Genomic DNA, 17,518 nt, shown 5'->3' with positions numbered 1-17,518 from the left:
CGAAAACCCGAACCCCATGCGTGACTTCTAAGCAACGCATTGTGGCGAAAATGCAACGTCGGCAGTCACATTGTCAAGCAGTGCGGGAGCTTCTGTACACCGATACGCCGAGCTCTCTGATCTTCTTGCGCAGCGTATTGCGGTTCAGACCCAAAAGATCGGCCGCCTTTATCTGGTTACCGCGCGTGGCCGTAAGGGCGGCGAGAATCAGCGGATACTCCATTTCCGTCAGCACACGGTCGTAAAGCCCCGGCGGTGGCAGGCCATCGCCGAAACCGGCGAAGTACGTCCGCATGTTTTCCTCGACAGCCTGGGCGATCGTCATATTGCCAGTGCGGATCGGACCCTTGTCGATGGGACTGTCTGGAACATCGGACCGAAGCTCAGCCTCGATGATTTCGCGCGTGATTACATCCTGTGGATAAAGTGCCATCAGCCGGCGAATGAGGTTCTCCAGTTCGCGCACGTTCCCCGGCCAGGCGTAGGCTTTCATCAGATCGAGCGCTTCCTGATCGAAGCGCTTGGAGCCGAGCCCTTCCTTTTCCGCCTGCTGGATGAAGTGGCGCACGAGATCCGGAATATCCTCGGCACGATCGCGCAGAGGCGGCAGACGCAGCGGAACGACATTCAGGCGATAGTACAGGTCCTCGCGGAAGAGTCCCTGATTGATCGCCTGCTTCAGGTCCTTGTTGGTCGCGGCGACGATCCGAACGTCGGTCCGAATCGGCGTGCGGCCGCCCACAGTGGTGTATTCGCCCTGCTGCAGCACACGCAGGAGGCGCGTCTGGGCATCCATCGGCATATCGCCGATTTCATCGAGAAACAGCGTGCCGCCTTCGGCCTGCTCGAAACGCCCGGTCGAGCGCGTCTGGGCGCCCGTGAATGCACCCTTCTCGTGGCCGAAAAGCTCGGATTCGATCAGGTCGCGCGGGATCGCCGCCATGTTGATGGCAACGAACGGCCCGTTGCGACGCTTGCCGTAGTCGTGCAGCGCCCGCGCCACGAGTTCCTTGCCGGTGCCGGACTCGCCGGTGATCATCAGGGTCAGATCCGTCTGCATCAAGCGTGCAAGGACGCGGTAAATTTCCTGCATCGCTGCCGAACGGCCGACGAGCGGCATTCCGTCCTGCATGTCCTCGTCAAGCTTGGCAGGTCTGCGCTTCGGCTCGGCGAGCGCGCGACCAATGATGCCGATCAGTTCCGTCAGGTCGAACGGCTTCGGCAGATAATCGTAGGCGCCCTTCTCGGAAGCCTTGATCGCCGTCATGAAGGTGTTCTGGGCGCTCATGACGAGCACGGGTAGATCCGGGCGCGCTTTCTTGATCCGCGGCAACAGATCGAAGGCGTTCTCGTCCGGCATCACGACATCGGTTACGACGAGATCGCCCTCGCCCGCCGAAACCCAGCGCCAGAGCGTGGCGGCGTTGGAGGTAATTCGCACGTCATAGCCGGCGCGGCTCAGAGCCTGATTAAGCACGGTACGAATTGCCGCATCATCATCCGCGACGAGGATCGTTGCTGTCATCGAGTAGGTCCTGTGGGAGTTATGGTCGTTGCGTCTTCCAGCGATGCGTCCTTGGAGGCAGGCATCAAGACGCGGAATGTGGTGCGGCTGTTCTGGCTGTCGCATTCGATGATGCCGCCATGGTCGCCGATAATCTTGGCGACGAGCGCCAGGCCGAGGCCGCTGCCGTTCGTCTTTGTCGTAATGAACGGATCAAACAGATGCGGCAGCAAGTCGGCCGGCACGCCAGGGCCATTATCCTGAACACAAAATTCGAGCGGCAGCGAAATCTTTTCGCGCGTACCGGCGACGGATAGACGAATGCCCGAGCGGTAAGCCGTCGTCAAAACGATTTCGCCATCCGGGCGATCGCCTACGGCTTCGGCGGCATTCTTCACGAGATTGAGGAACACCTGAACAAGCTGGTCGCGGTTTGCGTAGACGGACGGCAATGAGGGGTCGTAGTTCTCGGTGATGCGCAGGTGCCGCGCAAAGCCCGCCTTCGCCACAGCCTTCACGTGATCGAGAACCGAGTGAATATTGACGGGCATCCGATCAACCGGCCGCTCGTCTGAGAAGACCTCCATGCGGTCCACGAGCGAGACGATGCGGTCGGTTTCGTCACAGATCAGCCGCGTCAATGCGCGGTCGTCGTCGACGACCGATTGCTCCAACAGCTGTGCTGCACCGCGAATGCCGGAAAGCGGATTCTTGATCTCATGCGCCAGCATGGAGGCAAGGCCGGTGACTGAGCGAGCGGCCGCACGATGCGTCAGCTGGCGATCGATCTTGTCCGCCATCGACCGCTCCTGAAAGACGATCACCACCGAGCCCGGATCGCTCACAACCGGGGCAACGTATAAATCGACGAGCTTGTCCTGTCCGAGGCGCGGCGAGCTCAAGTCGACGCGATACTCGTTGATCGGCGCCCGCCGTTCGCGAACCTGATCGATCAAGGCCAATAGCGGACTGCCAAAGGGAATGAAGGTCGAGATCTTGTACCGGGCAAGGTGGGCGGCGCTGGCACCAAAGAAGGCCTCCGCTTCCCAATTGGCGAAAGCGACGAGGCCGGCCTCGTTGACCATTACGACGGGATTCTGGATCGCGTTGAGCACAGCAGTGGCAACGGCGCTGCCTCCGTTGTCGAGCGACGATGACACGTCATTCGTCATGCAGCCTCCCGGGTCTGCGTGTTCGATGCCGCAGCCATCAATGCATCGTAAAACCGTGCGGCAACCTCTTCAGGCTCGCGTGCTGTCATGATTGCAGCCTTCTCCTCGGCCGCGACATCAGGTGCGAAGCGATCGAGATACCAACCGAGGTGCTTCCGTGCATGGCGGACGGCGACCGCATCGCCATAGAACGCAAGCATCATGCGGTAGTGTTCAGCGGCAATGTCGGGGATTTCCCATACGTCAGGCGCCGCGTGACCGGCCAATACACCGGGGTGCCATGGCCTGCCCTGGCACCCTCTGCCGATCATGACGGCATCGGCTCCTGAGCGCCGCAGAATCGCGTGCGCATCTTCGACGGTTTCAACATCGCCGTTTGCGACCAGGGGAACGGCGATGGCATTGCGCACCGCCCGGATTGCGTCCCAGTCAGCCCGGCCTTCATAAAACTGCATGCGCGTACGGCCGTGGATCGTAATCAACTGGACGCCTGCCTCCTCCGCGCGGTGCGCAATCTCGGGCGCGTTGATGGAATTCTCGTCCCAACCGAGCCGCATCTTCAGGGTCACGGGAACGCTCACCGCCTTGACTGTCGCCTCAATGAGGCTCAGGGCGTGATCAGGATCGCGCATCAAGGCTGAGCCGGAATAACCGCCGATCACCTTCTTGGCCGGGCACCCCATGTTGATGTCGATGATATCAGCGCCATGGTCGGCCGCGATCTTCGCGGCCTCGGCCATCCAATGCGCTTCGCGGCCAGCGAGTTGCACCATGTGCGGCTCAAAGCCTGCACTCTCAAGGCGGGCCCATGATTCGGCGGTGCTGTTGACGAGCTCACGGCTCGCAACCATTTCGGTGACCACAAGCCCGGCGCCATGGCGCCACGCCAGTTGCCGAAACGGCATGTCCGTGACGCCGGACATGGGTGCCAAAACAACGCGGTTCCTGACTTCCACAGGTCCGATCCGCAAAGGTGATGCGAGGTCAAAGTCCAGCAATTGATTATCTTTCAGGCACGCAAAATGCGTGCACTATTTTTAGACAGATTTAGATGGCTTGCCAAGAGGGCAGTGCGCGAATTGACATTTTTAGGGCAAATGCTGGAATTCGATGCGCCAAGCCGCTAAGCACCGGTGCAAAATCGCGTTTTGAGGATTTATGCCGCAAATGCATGAAAAGCAACCAGCAATAGGTATTGTCGTCGTAGCAGCCGGGCGTGGCGAACGCGCAGGCGCGTCCGAAGAGGGCCCCAAGCAATATCGGATAATTGGCGGCAAGCCGGTAATCGCTCATACATTGGAGAAATTCGCCAGTTGGGAGCTTTCCCGCCACATCGTCGTGGTCATCCACCCCGATGACGAGGTCCTGTTTGCCAAGGCAGCCAGTCAGGTCCACTCGGGCGCGCCGATCGATGCGGTCCATGGCGGCGCGACGCGCCAGCAATCCGTTCTGGCGGGACTGCACCATTTGCGCAGCAAGAACCTCACACATGTTCTGATCCATGACGCTGTGCGGCCCTTCTTCGACCACGCCCTTCTCGATCGCATCGCCAGCGTCCTGTCGGAAGGCGTGCCCGCGATTCTCCCCGCTATGCCTGTAGCCGATACGCTGAAGCGAGCCGACCTCGACGGAACGGTTCTCGATACGGTGCCCCGCTCACAGCTTTATGCAGCGCAGACGCCGCAGTCGTTTGCCTTCGAACCTATCTTGGCCGCCCACGAGAAGGCAGCCTCCGCAAACCTGACGGACTTTACCGATGACGCGGCCATTGCCGAATGGGCCGGTATACCGGTACGAATCGTCGAGGGGCTGGCGGACAATGTGAAACTGACGGTCAAACGAGACATTGCGATGGCAGACAGCAGACTCTCCGGTCAGGCACTCCCCGATGTGCGCACGGGCAACGGCTACGATGTTCACCAGCTAGAGCCCGGCGATGGCGTGACGCTTTGCGGCGTTTTCATTCCCCACGATCAGAAGCTCAAGGGCCACTCTGACGCTGACGTGGCGTTGCATGCGCTGACGGACGCGCTGCTTGCGACCTGTGGCGCCGGCGACATCGGCGACCATTTTCCGCCATCGGATCCGCAATGGAAGGGTGCACCCTCGCGCATCTTCATCGAACATGCGGCGAAGATCGTGCGCGAGCGCGGCGGCACGATCATGAATGCCGACGTCTCGCTGATCGCCGAAGCCCCGAAAGTCGGGCCTCACCGTGACGCGATGCGCGCCAAGCTGTCGGAATTTCTCGGCATTTCCATCGATCGCTGCTCGGTCAAGGCGACGACGAACGAGACGATCGGTTTCGTCGGCCGCCGCGAGGGCATTGCCGCGATCGCGACGGCAACCGTCGTCTATAGGGAAAACTGAGATGAGTATCTTCCCGGTTGATATCGTCGCACAAGCCGAAGCCATCATTCGCGACTTCACTGCTGCGGGGCTGATGGTCTCAACGGCAGAATCCTGCACCGGTGGGTTGATTGCCGGCGCACTGACCGAGATCTCGGGGTCTTCTTCGGTCGTGGACAGAGGCTTCGTCACCTATACCAACACCGCCAAGATGGAGATGCTTGGCGTGCAGGAGGAAACGCTGATCCGCTTCGGTGCTGTGTCGGAGGAGACGGCGCGGCAGATGGTGCACGGTGCCCTCTTCCGCTCCCGCGCTGCCATCGCCGTTGCCGTGACGGGCATTGCCGGCCCCGGCGGCGGGTCGGCGCAAAAGCCGGTCGGCCTCGTCCATCTCGCTGCCAAGTCACGCGCCGGCGGCCTCACTCATCAGAAGATGCACTATGGCGATATCGGTCGCGACGAGGTGCGCCTTGCGACGGTCAGGACCGCATTTGGCATGATCCAGGAACTGGCTCAGCTGTAGATCTTGGTCGCCCGCGTTTCAAAGGCTTCGGAGAACATGCGGAAGGCGCGGTCAAACATCGAGCCCATGACTGCCCCCAAGATGCGGCTCTTGAACTCGTAGTCGATGAAGAAGTGGACGTTGCAGCCCGTTGCCGTTTCCTCGAAGCGCCAGCGATTGTCGAGATAGCGGAATGGCCCATCGATATACTTCACCTCGATAAGGCGTTCGGCCCGGTTCAACAGCACCTGCGTCGTGAAGGTTTCGCGGATAGCCTTGTAACCTACGGTCATATCAGCGATCAGCAACACCTTGCCGTCACGCTCCTTGCGGCTGCGAATACTTAGCGCCTCACAGAGTGGTAGGAATTGTGGGTAGTGCTCGACATCGGCGACGAGGTCGAACATTTGATCGGCGGAATGCGGCACGGGGCGATGCGTTTCGAACTGAGGCATGATCGGCAGTTAAGTGGGAGCGCCGAGAAGATCAAGAAGGCGGCGCATTTCCTGATGCGATTTCAACTGAAGGACGGGCACGTCGGGACTGAATCGATCGATTCCAGCAACGATATGTGGCACAAACCGGCGCTCGAAACTCCAGATGAATCTCAGAAATTCGAGATCGAGCTTTTCGGGGCAGCCCGCCGGCAATTCAGGCCGCGCCCTTCCCCGCCAGCGCAGCCACCTACCGGTGACACCAAGAACGCAGCGCCAGCGTGGTAATCGCACCCATAGGACGAATTCTGTTCGCGGCAGACGGAGATCGAAGGTTGACGATCCCGTTCCATCCATCAGCCACCGTTCAGACGCAACCGCAACCGCGATCAAGTCCCGCTCCTCAGCTTTCGGCCGCTTCACCCAGCCAGGCAACCAATAGAACTCACGGTCCATCGAAATATGGCTTATGCCGAGCCGCCGCGCGAGCTGGCGCGATAGCGTTGTCTTCCCGCCACCCGAGCATCCAACGACCAGAACACGCTTAGAGCGGAGCAATAATTCGGCCGCGTGCGCAAAATCGGTAATGAAATTTGGCATGTTTCCATCCCTGCAGACAGGGGTCGAATTGAAAAGGTCGCTCAGTCTACTGGATCGAGGCGCTGCAGCTGGCGCGCCATGTCTGCTCGGCTTTTCAGCTGGACGACAGGAACCGATGCACCGTAGCGACGAATGCCCTCCATAAATTCCGGTACGTCATCCCGCTCGAAGTTCCAGACATAGGAAATGAATTGCCAATCCGGCATCTGCTCAAGGCAACCCGGGGCCATGTCGGGGCGGGTCTTTCCGCGGTCCAAGAACTCGCGTTTGACGATACTCCAAAGGCACAGCCAGCGCTGGATCCGCACCCGGACGACCCGATCGGCGCGCGGCAATCGAAGGTCGAGTGAGCTCGGATTGTTGCCGTCGATAATCCAGTGGCTCTCGGCAACGATCTGAGCGATCCGTTGCCTTTGCTCAGGCCTCGCGCGTGACATCCAACCCGGCAGCCAGGAGACCTCGCGATCCATGGACACGTAGCGGACGCCAATGACCCGCGCGAGTTTCTGGGAAAAAGTGCTCTTGCCACCACCGGAGCAGCCGAAAACAACGATCCTGCGCGCCGCACCAAGGACTTCGGCAGCATCCTCTATCGCGGTGGTGTCGTTGGGCATATGCGGCTCCGAGACTGGGAGCCGCGCAACATACACAACTTCAGATTAGGAACAACCGCTCTTACTCGGCGGGGATCAGCAACTTCTTCTCGCGTGCGGCCTTCAGGCGAGCGAAATCCTCGCCGGCATGGTGTGACGAGCGCGTCAACGGGCTGGAGGCCACCATCAAGAAGCCCTTGGTGTAGGCAACCGTCTCATAGGACTTGAATTCGTCTGGGGTGACGAAGCTCATGACCGCGTGGTGCTTGCGGGTTGGCTGCAGGTACTGGCCGATCGTCAGGAAGTCGACGTCTGCTGTACGCAGGTCGTCCATCAGCTGCAGCACTTCGTTGCGCTCCTCACCGAGCCCGACCATGATGCCCGATTTGGTGAACATGGTTGGGTCCAGTTCCTTCACGCGCTGCAACAGGCGGATGGAGTGGAAGTAGCGGGCACCTGGACGAACGGTCAAATAGTTGCCGGCCACGGTTTCCATGTTGTGATTGAAGACGTCGGGCTTGGCGGCAACGACGCGCTCCAGCGCGCCCGGCTTCTTGAGGAAGTCAGGCGTCAGGATTTCGATGGTCGTCGTCGGTGAGGCAGCACGGATCGCCCAGATCACCTTTTCGAAGTGCTCGGCACCGCCGTCCGCCAGATCATCACGGTCGACGGAGGTGATGACGACGTGGGAGAGCCCCATCTCCTTCACCGCCTTGGCGACATTCTCCGGCTCGGCCATATCGAGCGCATTCGGCTTGCCAGTCGCGACGTTGCAGAAGGCGCAAGCGCGGGTACAGATCTCGCCCATGATCATGAACGTCGCGTGCTTCTTGTCCCAGCATTCGCCGATATTAGGGCATCCAGCCTCTTCGCAGACGGTGACGAGCTTATGCTCCTTCACGATCGAGCGTGTCTCCGCGTAGCCCTTGGAGGTTGGTGCTTTGACGCGAATCCAGTCCGGCTTGCGCAGGACTTCCTGATCGGGCCGATGCGCCTTTTCCGGATGCCGCACGCGCTTGGCGTCGGGATTGATCGTGTCGAGAATGGTTACCATGGCAATTCAAATCTCCGCCGCTCCATGCGGCAAAAGCCCTATCTATCGGCGGACGAGCCGCGCGACGAATATCAGCGAGCAGGCACCAAGAAAACCCGTGACGAAGTAGCCGAGCCTGCCGCCAGCCACCTCTATATGAAATTGTGCCAAAATCGCCGTTGCGATCACGGAGCCGACAATCCCGAGCACGATGTTGAGCAATATCCCGTAGCGCGCCTCCATCAGTTGCCCGCGAGCCAGCCTGCAAAACCGCCGATGATGATTGCCGCAATCCAACCTACGCCTTCCATCCTGCCCCTCGCCCTTACGCTATCGCCCTCGCGATCAGCACCACGATGATGGCCCCGACCGTTGCGTGAATGATCTGCACCACAAGCACATTATCGATCCCGAGCGATATTCCGAGGGCGTTGAAGAGAAAGCCCCCAACAAACGCGCCGATGATGCCGCTCAGCAGGCATCGTATCAATCCACCTCCACCGACGACCAGGCTTGCGAGGAAGCCCGCGAGCAGACCGATGAGCAGAAAGATGAGCAGTGCCTGCGTACCATAGACATGATAATTTCCTTTTGTTTTTTCCACCCCCTAGGGATGGATTTGCCACCCCGAGATAGAGGGCGGCGACGGAAACTATCAAGCGTTCAGAACACGACCATAGGCATCAAGGACTGCTTCCTTCATCGTTTCGGAAACGGTCGGATGCGGGAAGATCGTGTGCATCAGTTCTTCCTCGGTCGTCTCGAGATTCATTGCGACGACAAAGCCCTGGATGAGCTCGGTCACTTCGGCGCCGACCATGTGGGCGCCGAGCAGCTCGCCGGTCTTCTTGTCGAAGATCACCTTGCATAGACCCTGGTCTTCTCCCAGCGCGATCGCCTTGCCGTTGGCCGCAAAGGAGAAGCGGCCGACACGGATGTCGCGGCCCTGCTCCTTGGCCTTGGCTTCAGTGAGGCCTACCGAGGCGACCTGCGGGTTGCAGTAGGTGCAGCCCGGAACCTTGTTTTTGTCGGTGGCGTGAACGTTCGGCAGTCCCGCGATCTTCTCGACGCAGACGACGCCCTCGTGCTCAGCCTTGTGGGCGAGCATCGGTGGACCGGCAACGTCGCCGATCGCATAGATGCCTGCCACGTTGGTCTTGCCGTAACCGTCGATGATGATGCAGCTGCGATCCGTCTTGACGCCGACAGCCTCCAATCCGAGGTTTTCGATGTTGCCCTGAACGCCGACTGCCGAGATCATCCGGTCAGCCGTAATCTGCTGCACCTTGCCGTCCGATGTCTCGACATGCGCGGTGACGCTGTTGGCGGACTTTTCGACCTTCGCGACCTTGGCGCTCGTGAAGATTTTCAGGCCGCGCTTTTCCAGCTGCTTGCGGGCGATCGCGGTGACTTCCGCATCCTCGACCGGCATAATCGTCGGCATGACTTCGACAACAGTCACATCGACGCCGATGGAGCGATAGAAGCTTGCGAATTCGATGCCGATGGCGCCCGAGCCCATAACGATCAGCGACTTCGGTAGCACATCCGGCTTCAGCGCTTCGAAATAGGTCCAGATCAGCTTGCCGTCCGGCTCGATGCCAGGCAGTGCGCGCGGACGGGCGCCTGTGGCGACGATGATGTGCTTGGCGGTGTAGGTGCCCTCGCCCTTGACGTTCTTCGGCACCGGGTTCTGCGGCTCGACGACAGGCTTGGACGATTTGCCGACGACGATTTCGCCGGGCTTGGTGATCTTGGCTTCGCCCCAGATCACATCGACCTTGTTCTTCTTCATCAGGAAGCCGACACCACCGTTCAGGCGCGCCGACACGCCGCGCGAACGGGCGACGACAGCCTTGACGTCGGCGCTGACTTTGCCTTCCAGCACGAGGCCGTAATCCTTGAGATGGTTGGAATGGTCGAGAATTTCGGCCGAGCGCAACAAAGCCTTGGTCGGGATGCAGCCCCAGTTCAGGCAGATGCCGCCGAGATGCTCGCGTTCCACGATCGCGGTCTTGAGGCCAAGCTGGGTGGCGCGCACGGCGGCGACATAGCCCCCCGGTCCGGAGCCGATGATGATGACGTCGTAATTCTCAGCCATGTTTTCCTGCCTTTGCTATCGGGCGTCGCGGGTGAGTAGCACCCACTCGTGTTTTCTGCCGTTTTCGAAGAACGCCACGGCATCTGCGCGCGCCGTCTGCGAAAATCCATTGTTCTTGTAAAGCGACAGAGCCGCTTCGTTGTAACTTGCTGTGATCAGACTGACCGGCGCGGTTTTTGCCCGCTCGATCTGATCCACCAGAAGCCTTCGATCCCGGTGCCGCGCAAATGGCTGTGGACACCGAGCGTTCCGATAAATCAGCTTCCAATCACCATCTGCTGGAGATTGATAACCGGCTTCAGCGCCGGGCGATCCGCCGGAATGTTGCGTATGCCTTCATCTCGTCCGTAGCCGATCGCGGCTCCCGCGATCTCGCCATGGGCCCGGCAATCACGGCATCGCACCAGTTGCCTTGCCCATCGTCGCCGCGCGGCTTCTGCCGTCCGCGCTCCGTCGGGTGACGCCGCCACCGCCGCTTCCTTGCTCCGTGAGCAAAGCCAGGAGGCGAAGCCGTGAGAGGCGGTATCCGTGAGCAACGCCAGCTCCGTCGCATCCTCCCGCGCGGCGGGCGGAAGCAAAACGAAGGATCTCATGCTCAAAGCCCCAGCATCATCCGCACAGTCGATTCCATGCCGCGCCCGAGAGCGCGGGTATTTTCAGCGTCAAGGTGGATGCCATCGACCGGCGTCGTCTTCGCCACCGAATTGCCATCGAAGAAGCCGCAGCCGAGCTCGTCGGCGAGATCACGATAGAGCGTCGGAAGCTTTGTCGATTCCTCGATGCCGCCGACGAACGAGGCCGCGAAGGGCACGTTTGCCGTCTCGCGAATCTTCGGTGGCGCAACGATCAGAATGTCAGGCCCATCGAATTCGAACGGCCAGGCATGATTGCGGATCAACCGCACCAGCCGTGCGATGCCCTGGCAGGCGGCAAAAGCCGATCCAGCCACGACGGGCTTCATGTCGTTGGTACCGAGAAGCAGAATGACAAGATCAAGCGGCGCATGCGTCTGCAGAATCGTCGGCAGGATGCGCGCGCCATTCCGGTCGCAGTCGGCGAGATGGTCGTCGAAGGCGGTGGTCCGTCCATTCAATCCTTCGGCGATAACACGCACCTCGTTGCCGAGTGCCGCCTGGAGTGCACTTGGCCAGCGATCCTTGTAGTCATGACGCCCGATCGTATCGGCGTCATAACCCCAGGTCAGCGAGTCACCATAGCAAAGAACGGTCTTCGTCATTTCCGCCACCGCTCCGGTCTCAGACGAGCATACCCATCGGATTTTCGATGTAGCCCTTGAACGCCTGCAGCAGCTCGGCACCGAGCGCACCGTCGACGCAGCGATGGTCGGTCGAAAGCGTGACGCTCATCACGGTTGCGATGACCATTTCGCCCTTGCGGACGATGACACGCTGCTCGCCAGCGCCGACGGCAAGGATCGTTGCATGCGGCGGGTTGATGACGGCTGCGAAGTTCTTCACGCCCATCATGCCCATGTTCGAAACAGACGTCGTGCCGCCCTGATATTCCTCAGGCTTCAGCTTGCGATCCTTTGCACGCTTGCCGAGGTCGCGCATCTCGTTGGAGATCACCGACAGGGTCTTTTCCTCGGCCTTGCGGATGATCGGCGTGATCAGGCCGCCCGGGATCGAGACCGCAACGCCGACATCGGCGTGCTTGTGCTTGACCATGTTGGCCTCGGTCCAGGAGACGTTGGCATCCGGAACATCGCGCAGCGCCAGAGCCATGGCCTTGATGACCATGTCGTTGACGGACAGCTTGTAGGAGGCGCCGCCATCCTTGCGGGGAGCCGCGTCGTTGAGCTGGGCGCGCAGCGCCAGCAGCGCATCGAGCTCGCAATCGACGGTGACGTAGAAGTGCGGCACCGTCTGCTTGGATTCGACGAGGCGCTTGGCGATCACCTTGCGCATACCGTCATGCGGCACTAGCTCGTAGGAGCCAGGCTCGAACAGCTTGAGAACGGCTTCTTCCGAAGCGCCCTTGGGTGCAGCAGCCGGAGCCGGTGCAGCAGCTTGCGTGGCAACGGCGGCCGGAGCAGCCTTGGCACCACCTGCGGCAGCGGCTTCCACGTCGCTCTTGACGATGCGGCCATGCGGACCGGAGCCGGCGATGCCAGACAGATCGATACCGGCTTCCTTCGCCAGACGACGCGCGAGCGGCGAGGAGAAGGCGCGGTTGCCACTTGGCGGCGCGGCTGCGGGTGCAGCGACCGGAGCAGGAGCGGCCGCCGCCGGCGCCTCAGCGGCGGGAGCCGGTGCGGCTTCAGCCTTCGGCGCTGCCGCGGCATCGACCTTTGGAGCCAGAGCAGCGGAGCCTGCGCCGCTGGCAGCGGCGGACACGTCTTCACCTTCCGCTGCGAGCACGGCGATCAAGGCATTGACCTTGACGCCTTCAGTGCCGGCCGGAACGACGATCTTGGCAACGGTGCCCTCATCGACGGCTTCGACTTCCATCGTCGCCTTGTCGGTCTCGATCTCTGCAATGACGTCACCCGACTTGACCGTGTCGCCTTCCTTGACCAGCCACTTGGCGAGGTTGCCCTCTTCCATGGTCGGAGACAGGGCAGGCATCGTGATGTTGATAGGCATCGAAATACCCTCCCCTTGTTACTTGTAGCAAACGGCCTTCACGGCATCGACGACTTCACCAACATTCGGGAGAGCGAGCTTCTCGAGGTTGGCGGCATAAGGCATCGGAACGTCCTTGCCGGCGACCGTCAGAACCGGCGCGTCGAGATAATCGAAGGCCTGCTGCATGACGCGGGTGGCAATTTCGGTGCCGACGGAGTTCTGGGGATAGCCTTCCTCGACAGTGACCAGACGGCCGGTCTTCTTGACCGATTCGATCACGGTCGGAATATCCATCGGGCGCAGCGTGCGCAGGTCGATCAGTTCGGCGTCGATGCCGATCTTCTCGAGTTCGGCGACAGCCTTGACCGCATAGGTCATGCCGATACCGAAGGAGACGATCGTCACGTCCTTGCCCGGACGATGAATACGCGCCTTGCCGATCGGCAGGACGAAATTATCCATCTTCGGCACATCGAAATGCTGACCATAGAGAATTTCGTTTTCGAGGAAGACGACCGGGTTCGGATCGCGGATGGCAGCCTTCAGCAGACCCTTGGCGTCGGATGCCGTATAAGGCATGACGACCTTGAGGCCCGGGATCTGGCTGTACCAGGCCGAGTAATCCTGGCTGTGCTGGGCGCCGACACGGGCAGCAGCGCCGTTCGGGCCGCGGAACACGATCGGGGCGCCCATCTGGCCGCCGGACATGTAGAGCGTCTTGGCAGCGGAGTTGATGATCTGGTCGATCGCCTGCATAGCGAAGTTGAAGGTCATGAACTCGACGATCGGCTTCAGGCCAGACATCGCAGCACCGACGCCGACGCCGGCAAAGCCGTGCTCGGTGATCGGCGTATCGATGACGCGGCGCGCACCGAACTCCTGCAGGAGGCCCTGTGTGACCTTGTAGGCGCCCTGGTACTCGGCAACTTCCTCGCCCATGACGAAAACGCTCTCGTCAGCCCGCATTTCTTCCGCCATGGCATCGCGAAGCGCTTCGCGAACGGTCATCGACACCATTTCGGTACCGGCCGGAATTTCCGGATCGTTCGGCACGGCTGCCTTCGGCCCGGCTGGAACAGGAGCAGCAGCCGGCTTTTCTTCCACCTGTGGGGCCGTGGTGGCGGGAGCAGGCTGCGCGGCAGGTGCTGCCGAAATATCGGAGGCCGACTCGCCGTCCTGCAGCAGGACTGCGATCTTGGCGTTGACCTTCACATTTTCGGTACCGGCCGGCACCAGCAGCTTGCCGATGACGCCTTCATCAACGGCTTCGACTTCCATCGTCGCCTTGTCGGTTTCGATCTCGGCAATGACGTCACCTGACTTGACGGTATCGCCTTCCTGTTTGAGCCACTTGGAAAGCGTGCCTTCTTCCATCGTCGGAGAGAGGGCGGGCATGAGAATATCGATTGGCATGGGTCGTCCCTCCCCGATTAGAGCAGAATGTCAGTATAGAGCTCGGATGCATCCGGCTCCGGATCGGATTGGGCGAAGTCGGCGCTATCAGCAACGACATCGCGGACGTCCTTGTCGATCGCCTTCAGATCGTCTTCGGAGGCCCAGCCCTTTTCGAGCAGGCGCGCACGCACCTGTTCGATCGGATCCTGCTCGGAGCGCATCTTCTGCACTTCTTCCTTGGTGCGATACTTCGCCGGGTCGGACATCGAGTGGCCGCGGTAACGGTAGGTGAGCATCTCGAGGATGATCGGCCCCTTGCCCGAACGGCAATGCTCGAGCGCTTCGTCCGCTGCAGCCTTCACCGCACGGACATCCATGCCATCGACCTGGATGCCGGGGATGCCGAAACCGGAGCCACGCAGCGAGTAGTTCGACTGCGCGGTAGCGCGCGCAGTCGACGTGCCCATGGCGTAGCGGTTGTTTTCGACGATATAGATGATCGGGAGCTTCCAGAGAGCAGCCATATTGAAGCTCTCGTAGACCTGGCCCTGGTTGGCGGCACCATCACCGAAATAGGCGACGGAGACGCTGTCATTGCCGCGGTAGCGGTTGGCGAAGGCAAGGCCCGTTCCGAGCGAGACCTGGGCACCAACGATGCCATGACCGCCGTAAAAATGCTTCTCCTTAGAGAACATGTGCATCGAGCCGCCCTTGCCGCGCGAATAACCGCTGCGGCGTCCGGTCAATTCGGCCATGACGCCGCGCGCGCTCATGCCGGTGGCCAGCATGTGGCCATGGTCGCGATAGGCGGTTATGACCTGATCGCCTTCCTTCTGGGCCATCTGCATACCGACGACCACAGCTTCCTGGCCGATGTAGAGGTGACAGAAACCGCCAATGAAGCCCATGCCGTAGAGTTGTCCGGCCTTCTCCTCGAAGCGGCGGATCAGGAGCATCTCGCGATAGGCCTTGAGCTCCTCATCGCGCGTAAAATCAGCAACAGGACCACCATTGGATGCCTTGTTTGCCGGCTTTGCGCTAGTTTTACGGCTGGAAACGGTCGCGGTTTTTCGCGGCGCCATTCAACCCTCCCTGTGGGTTTGTCGGTTCTTTGGTGGCGCGTACCATAGGGAAGAAATTTCGCCGCAGCAATGCCATAAATGCATGGCTCGTATTCATCAGTAAATTACTGATAAATAAGCATTTATCGAGATTAACTGAATTTCGGTTAATTGGAATAGTGATTGAATATGACGATCTCGTCGGCACGAGAAACATTCAGCTGAAGACGCGCTTTCTCGTCCAGCATATCCTTGTCCATCGAACCGTCGCTCAGCAGCGCGACCTGCTTTTCGAGATGCTCGCGCTTGCCTTTTAGAACCGCCAACTCCCTTTCGCGCGCTATCCGCTGACGCTCGAACCCCTCGGTTGCCCGCAGACCGTAATCACCATGAATGCAATGATAGCCGAAGTAGGAAAGAAACGCGATCGTCATCGCCGGAACGACGAAACGACCGATCTTTTTCTTCTTGTGATGCTTTGTCCACATAAACGCACGCTCGAACGCATTACCTCGATGCGCTCAAGCCTACCGGGCAGAGATTAACTGTCCGTTGACTATGAAAAATCGGCAAGAAAAAACCGCGCCTTTTGAGGCGCGGGTTCGAAGTCGATAAAAATCAGATGCGATTAGCCGCGGATGATCGAACGGCCGGCATAGCGGGCCTGCGGGCCGAGGCCTTCTTCGATACGGATCAGCTGGTTGTACTTTGCCAGGCGGTCCGAACGCGACAGCGAGCCGGTCTTGATCTGACCGCAGTTCGTGGCAACAGCCAGATCTGCAATCGTAGAGTCTTCGGTTTCGCCCGAACGGTGCGACATGACGGCGGTGTAGGCAGCCTTGTGTGCGGTGTTGACGGCATCGAGCGTTTCCGTCAGCGAGCCGATCTGGTTGACCTTGACGAGGATCGAGTTGGCAACACCCATGCGGATGCCGTCACGAAGACGGGCCGAGTTGGTCACGAAGAGATCGTCGCCGACCAGCTGAACCTTCTTCCCAGCCAGATCGGTCAGAGCCTTCCAGCCGTCCCAATCGTCTTCAGCCATGCCGTCTTCGATCGAGATGATCGGATACTGGGCCGCGAGCTGAGCAAGATATTCGGCCATGGCGCCCGATTCCAGCGTCCGGCCTTCACCTTCGAGAACGTACTTGCCGTCCTTAAAGAATTCCGTCGAGGCGCAGTCAAGGCCGAGGCTGATATCGTCGCCCGGCTTGTAGCCGGCTTTTTCAATGGACTTCATGATGAAGTCCAGGGCCTCAGGCGCGCTCTTCAAGCCTGGCGCGAAGCCACCTTCGTCGCCGACGTTGGTGTTGTGACCTTGAGCCGACAATTCCTTCTTAAGGACGTGGAAGACTTCTGAGCCCATGCGAACGGCTTCACGGATGGAATCGGCGCCGACCGGCAGGATCATGAATTCCTGGAAGTCGATTGGGTTGTCGGCATGCGCACCACCGTTGATGATGTTCATCATCGGAACCGGCAGGAGGTGGGCGCTGGCGCCGCCGACGTAGCGGTAAAGCGGCAGGCCGGAAGCCTGTGCAGCTGCCTTGGCAACGGCTAGCGACACGCCGAGGATGGCGTTGGCGCCAAGACGCGACTTGTTCGGCGTGCCGTCCAGCTCGATCATGATGTTGTCGATCTGGATCTGGTTTTCGGCGTCGATACCACCGATCGCGTCGAAGATTTCCGTGTTGGCGGCTTCGACGGCCTTTTCAACACCCTTGCCGAGATAGCGCTTGCCGCCATCGCGCACTTCGACTGCTTCGTGAGCACCGGTCGAAGCGCCCGACGGCACCGCCGCGCGGCCCATGCTGCCATCTTCGAGATAGACATCGACTTCGACGGTCGGGTTACCACGGCTGTCGAGAATCTCGCGGGCGATAATGTCGGTAATTGCGGTCATCGGCTCTTCCTGCTCGAGGGTGGATAAATCGTTCGAAGCCTGTTTAATCGAAGGCACGCAAATTACAATGCCACACCGACGACACACGGCATGTCACGGCCTACCGCGCGAATATGTCAGGCTTTTGAAGAGGCTTGCCACTCCATCTTTCTCCTGCCCTGCTCCAGTGTTTCGAAACTACAGGTTTTGAAAAACAAGTCACGGCATTCGATGTGGTTGCACATTTATCGATCAGTAACCAATTAATATTACAATTAATACTCGATAAGGAAATACTGCCTGT

At 60.1% G+C, this 17,518-nt stretch carries 17 protein-coding genes and 2 pseudogenes; 2 read left to right on the top strand and 17 right to left on the bottom strand.

Annotated features, from left to right (window positions below; all coding sequences use genetic code 11):
- Positions 1 to 73: 73 nt before the first annotated feature.
- From ntrC to dusB, 3 genes are read right to left on the bottom strand one after another with little or no spacing between them, the layout of a single operon-like run.
- The gene (ntrC, locus tag BSG20_RS15380) at positions 74 to 1,525 is read right to left on the bottom strand and encodes a nitrogen regulation protein NR(I) (protein ID WP_024316984.1); all 1,452 of its coding nucleotides are present in this window, start codon (positions 1,523 to 1,525) and stop codon (positions 74 to 76) included.
- Positions 1,522 to 2,676, bottom strand: coding sequence for a two-component system sensor histidine kinase NtrB (locus BSG20_RS15375; RefSeq protein ID WP_072376488.1), 1,155 nt, complete (start codon positions 2,674 to 2,676; stop codon positions 1,522 to 1,524). The genes ntrC and BSG20_RS15375 overlap by 4 nt, the downstream gene beginning before the upstream one ends.
- On the bottom strand, positions 2,673 to 3,674 hold the full coding sequence (gene dusB / locus BSG20_RS15370) for a tRNA dihydrouridine synthase DusB (protein ID WP_072376490.1): 1,002 nt from the start codon (positions 3,672 to 3,674) through the stop codon (positions 2,673 to 2,675). Before dusB ends, BSG20_RS15375 begins: the two co-directional genes overlap by 4 nt.
- Positions 3,675 to 3,834: 160 nt before the next feature.
- On the opposite strand from dusB, the gene BSG20_RS15365 reads away from it, so the two are divergent.
- Both BSG20_RS15365 and BSG20_RS15360 read left to right on the top strand, forming a co-directional pair.
- Positions 3,835 to 5,046, top strand: a complete 1,212-nt coding sequence (locus tag BSG20_RS15365) for a bifunctional 2-C-methyl-D-erythritol 4-phosphate cytidylyltransferase/2-C-methyl-D-erythritol 2,4-cyclodiphosphate synthase (protein WP_072376492.1) — start codon at positions 3,835 to 3,837, stop codon at positions 5,044 to 5,046.
- A 1-nt stretch (position 5,047) separates the two neighbouring features.
- The gene (locus tag BSG20_RS15360; RefSeq protein ID WP_072376494.1) at positions 5,048 to 5,548 is read left to right on the top strand and encodes a CinA family protein; all 501 of its coding nucleotides are present in this window, start codon (positions 5,048 to 5,050) and stop codon (positions 5,546 to 5,548) included.
- Here the strand turns inward: BSG20_RS15360 and BSG20_RS15355 are convergent.
- The 14 genes and pseudogenes from BSG20_RS15355 to eno form a co-directional block, all read right to left on the bottom strand.
- Positions 5,539 to 5,982, bottom strand: a complete 444-nt coding sequence (locus BSG20_RS15355) for a type II toxin-antitoxin system RatA family toxin (protein WP_024316979.1) — start codon at positions 5,980 to 5,982, stop codon at positions 5,539 to 5,541. The two genes, BSG20_RS15360 and BSG20_RS15355, sit on opposite strands and share 10 nt — an antisense overlap.
- A 9-nt stretch (positions 5,983 to 5,991) precedes the next feature.
- Positions 5,992 to 6,561, bottom strand: a complete 570-nt coding sequence (locus BSG20_RS38840; protein ID WP_072376496.1) for an AAA family ATPase — start codon at positions 6,559 to 6,561, stop codon at positions 5,992 to 5,994.
- A 41-nt stretch (positions 6,562 to 6,602) separates the two neighbouring features.
- On the bottom strand, positions 6,603 to 7,175 hold the full coding sequence (locus tag BSG20_RS15345; protein WP_072376498.1) for a P-loop NTPase family protein: 573 nt from the start codon (positions 7,173 to 7,175) through the stop codon (positions 6,603 to 6,605).
- Between the two features lie 61 nt (positions 7,176 to 7,236).
- On the bottom strand, positions 7,237 to 8,208 hold the full coding sequence (lipA, locus tag BSG20_RS15340) for a lipoyl synthase (RefSeq protein ID WP_072376500.1): 972 nt from the start codon (positions 8,206 to 8,208) through the stop codon (positions 7,237 to 7,239).
- A 42-nt stretch (positions 8,209 to 8,250) separates the two neighbouring features.
- Positions 8,251 to 8,498, bottom strand: a pseudogene (locus BSG20_RS15335) (GlsB/YeaQ/YmgE family stress response membrane protein).
- Between the two features lie 14 nt (positions 8,499 to 8,512).
- The gene (locus BSG20_RS15330) at positions 8,513 to 8,791 is read right to left on the bottom strand and encodes a GlsB/YeaQ/YmgE family stress response membrane protein (protein WP_072376502.1); all 279 of its coding nucleotides are present in this window, start codon (positions 8,789 to 8,791) and stop codon (positions 8,513 to 8,515) included.
- 51 nt (positions 8,792 to 8,842) lie between these two features.
- Positions 8,843 to 10,288, bottom strand: coding sequence for a dihydrolipoyl dehydrogenase (lpdA, locus tag BSG20_RS15325; RefSeq protein WP_072376504.1), 1,446 nt, complete (start codon positions 10,286 to 10,288; stop codon positions 8,843 to 8,845).
- Positions 10,289 to 10,303: 15 nt separating this feature from the next.
- Positions 10,304 to 10,881: pseudogene (locus BSG20_RS15320) on the bottom strand (GNAT family N-acetyltransferase).
- Positions 10,882 to 10,883: 2 nt separating this feature from the next.
- Entirely contained in the window at positions 10,884 to 11,525 is a 642-nt protein-coding gene (locus BSG20_RS15315) for an SGNH/GDSL hydrolase family protein (RefSeq protein ID WP_024316973.1), read from the bottom strand.
- 19 nt (positions 11,526 to 11,544) lie between these two features.
- Positions 11,545 to 12,894 carry a pyruvate dehydrogenase complex dihydrolipoamide acetyltransferase gene (locus BSG20_RS15310; RefSeq protein ID WP_072376506.1) on the bottom strand — a complete coding sequence of 450 codons (1,350 nt, stop codon included), beginning with the start codon at positions 12,892 to 12,894 and terminating at the stop codon, positions 11,545 to 11,547.
- Between the two features lie 18 nt (positions 12,895 to 12,912).
- Complete coding sequence (locus BSG20_RS15305; RefSeq protein ID WP_072376508.1) at positions 12,913 to 14,289, bottom strand: pyruvate dehydrogenase complex E1 component subunit beta; 1,377 nt, start codon at positions 14,287 to 14,289, stop codon at positions 12,913 to 12,915.
- A gap of 17 nt (positions 14,290 to 14,306) precedes the next feature.
- Positions 14,307 to 15,353 (bottom strand): pyruvate dehydrogenase (acetyl-transferring) E1 component subunit alpha, encoded by a 1,047-nt coding sequence (gene pdhA, locus BSG20_RS15300; RefSeq protein WP_018858807.1) that lies wholly within the window; start codon positions 15,351 to 15,353, stop codon positions 14,307 to 14,309.
- Positions 15,354 to 15,499: 146 nt separating this feature from the next.
- A complete protein-coding gene (locus BSG20_RS15295) occupies positions 15,500 to 15,820 on the bottom strand; it encodes an FtsB family cell division protein (protein ID WP_072376510.1) in 321 nt (106 codons plus the stop codon).
- Between the two features lie 140 nt (positions 15,821 to 15,960).
- Positions 15,961 to 17,235 (bottom strand): phosphopyruvate hydratase, encoded by a 1,275-nt coding sequence (gene eno, locus BSG20_RS15290; RefSeq protein ID WP_007790407.1) that lies wholly within the window; start codon positions 17,233 to 17,235, stop codon positions 15,961 to 15,963.
- Between the last annotated feature and the right edge of the window lie 283 nt (positions 17,236 to 17,518).

It is taken from the genome of Rhizobium tibeticum (assembly GCF_900110205.1).
GTDB lineage: Bacteria > Pseudomonadota > Alphaproteobacteria > Rhizobiales > Rhizobiaceae > Rhizobium > Rhizobium tibeticum.
This window is presented reverse-complemented; position numbering and strand designations above follow the sequence as displayed.

Coding starts and splice junctions, on each gene's coding strand:
- BSG20_RS15310 (WP_072376506.1), bottom strand. CDS start 12,894: ATGCCTATCAACATCACGATGCCTGCCCTGTCTCCGACCATGGAAGAG.
- BSG20_RS15355 (WP_024316979.1), bottom strand. CDS start 5,982: ATGCCTCAGTTCGAAACGCATCGCCCCGTGCCGCATTCCGCCGATCAA.
- BSG20_RS15345 (WP_072376498.1), bottom strand. CDS start 7,175: ATGCCCAACGACACCACCGCGATAGAGGATGCTGCCGAAGTCCTTGGT.
- BSG20_RS15305 (WP_072376508.1), bottom strand. CDS start 14,289: ATGCCAATCGATATTCTCATGCCCGCCCTCTCTCCGACGATGGAAGAA.
- pdhA (WP_018858807.1), bottom strand. CDS start 15,353: ATGGCGCCGCGAAAAACCGCGACCGTTTCCAGCCGTAAAACTAGCGCA.
- eno (WP_007790407.1), bottom strand. CDS start 17,235: ATGACCGCAATTACCGACATTATCGCCCGCGAGATTCTCGACAGCCGT.
- BSG20_RS38840 (WP_072376496.1), bottom strand. CDS start 6,561: ATGCCAAATTTCATTACCGATTTTGCGCACGCGGCCGAATTATTGCTC.
- BSG20_RS15375 (WP_072376488.1), bottom strand. CDS start 2,676: ATGACGAATGACGTGTCATCGTCGCTCGACAACGGAGGCAGCGCCGTT.
- BSG20_RS15315 (WP_024316973.1), bottom strand. CDS start 11,525: ATGACGAAGACCGTTCTTTGCTATGGTGACTCGCTGACCTGGGGTTAT.
- lpdA (WP_072376504.1), bottom strand. CDS start 10,288: ATGGCTGAGAATTACGACGTCATCATCATCGGCTCCGGACCGGGGGGC.
- lipA (WP_072376500.1), bottom strand. CDS start 8,208: ATGGTAACCATTCTCGACACGATCAATCCCGACGCCAAGCGCGTGCGG.
- BSG20_RS15295 (WP_072376510.1), bottom strand. CDS start 15,820: ATGTGGACAAAGCATCACAAGAAGAAAAAGATCGGTCGTTTCGTCGTT.
- BSG20_RS15360 (WP_072376494.1), top strand. CDS start 5,048: ATGAGTATCTTCCCGGTTGATATCGTCGCACAAGCCGAAGCCATCATT.
- ntrC (WP_024316984.1), bottom strand. CDS start 1,525: ATGACAGCAACGATCCTCGTCGCGGATGATGATGCGGCAATTCGTACC.
- BSG20_RS15365 (WP_072376492.1), top strand. CDS start 3,835: ATGCCGCAAATGCATGAAAAGCAACCAGCAATAGGTATTGTCGTCGTA.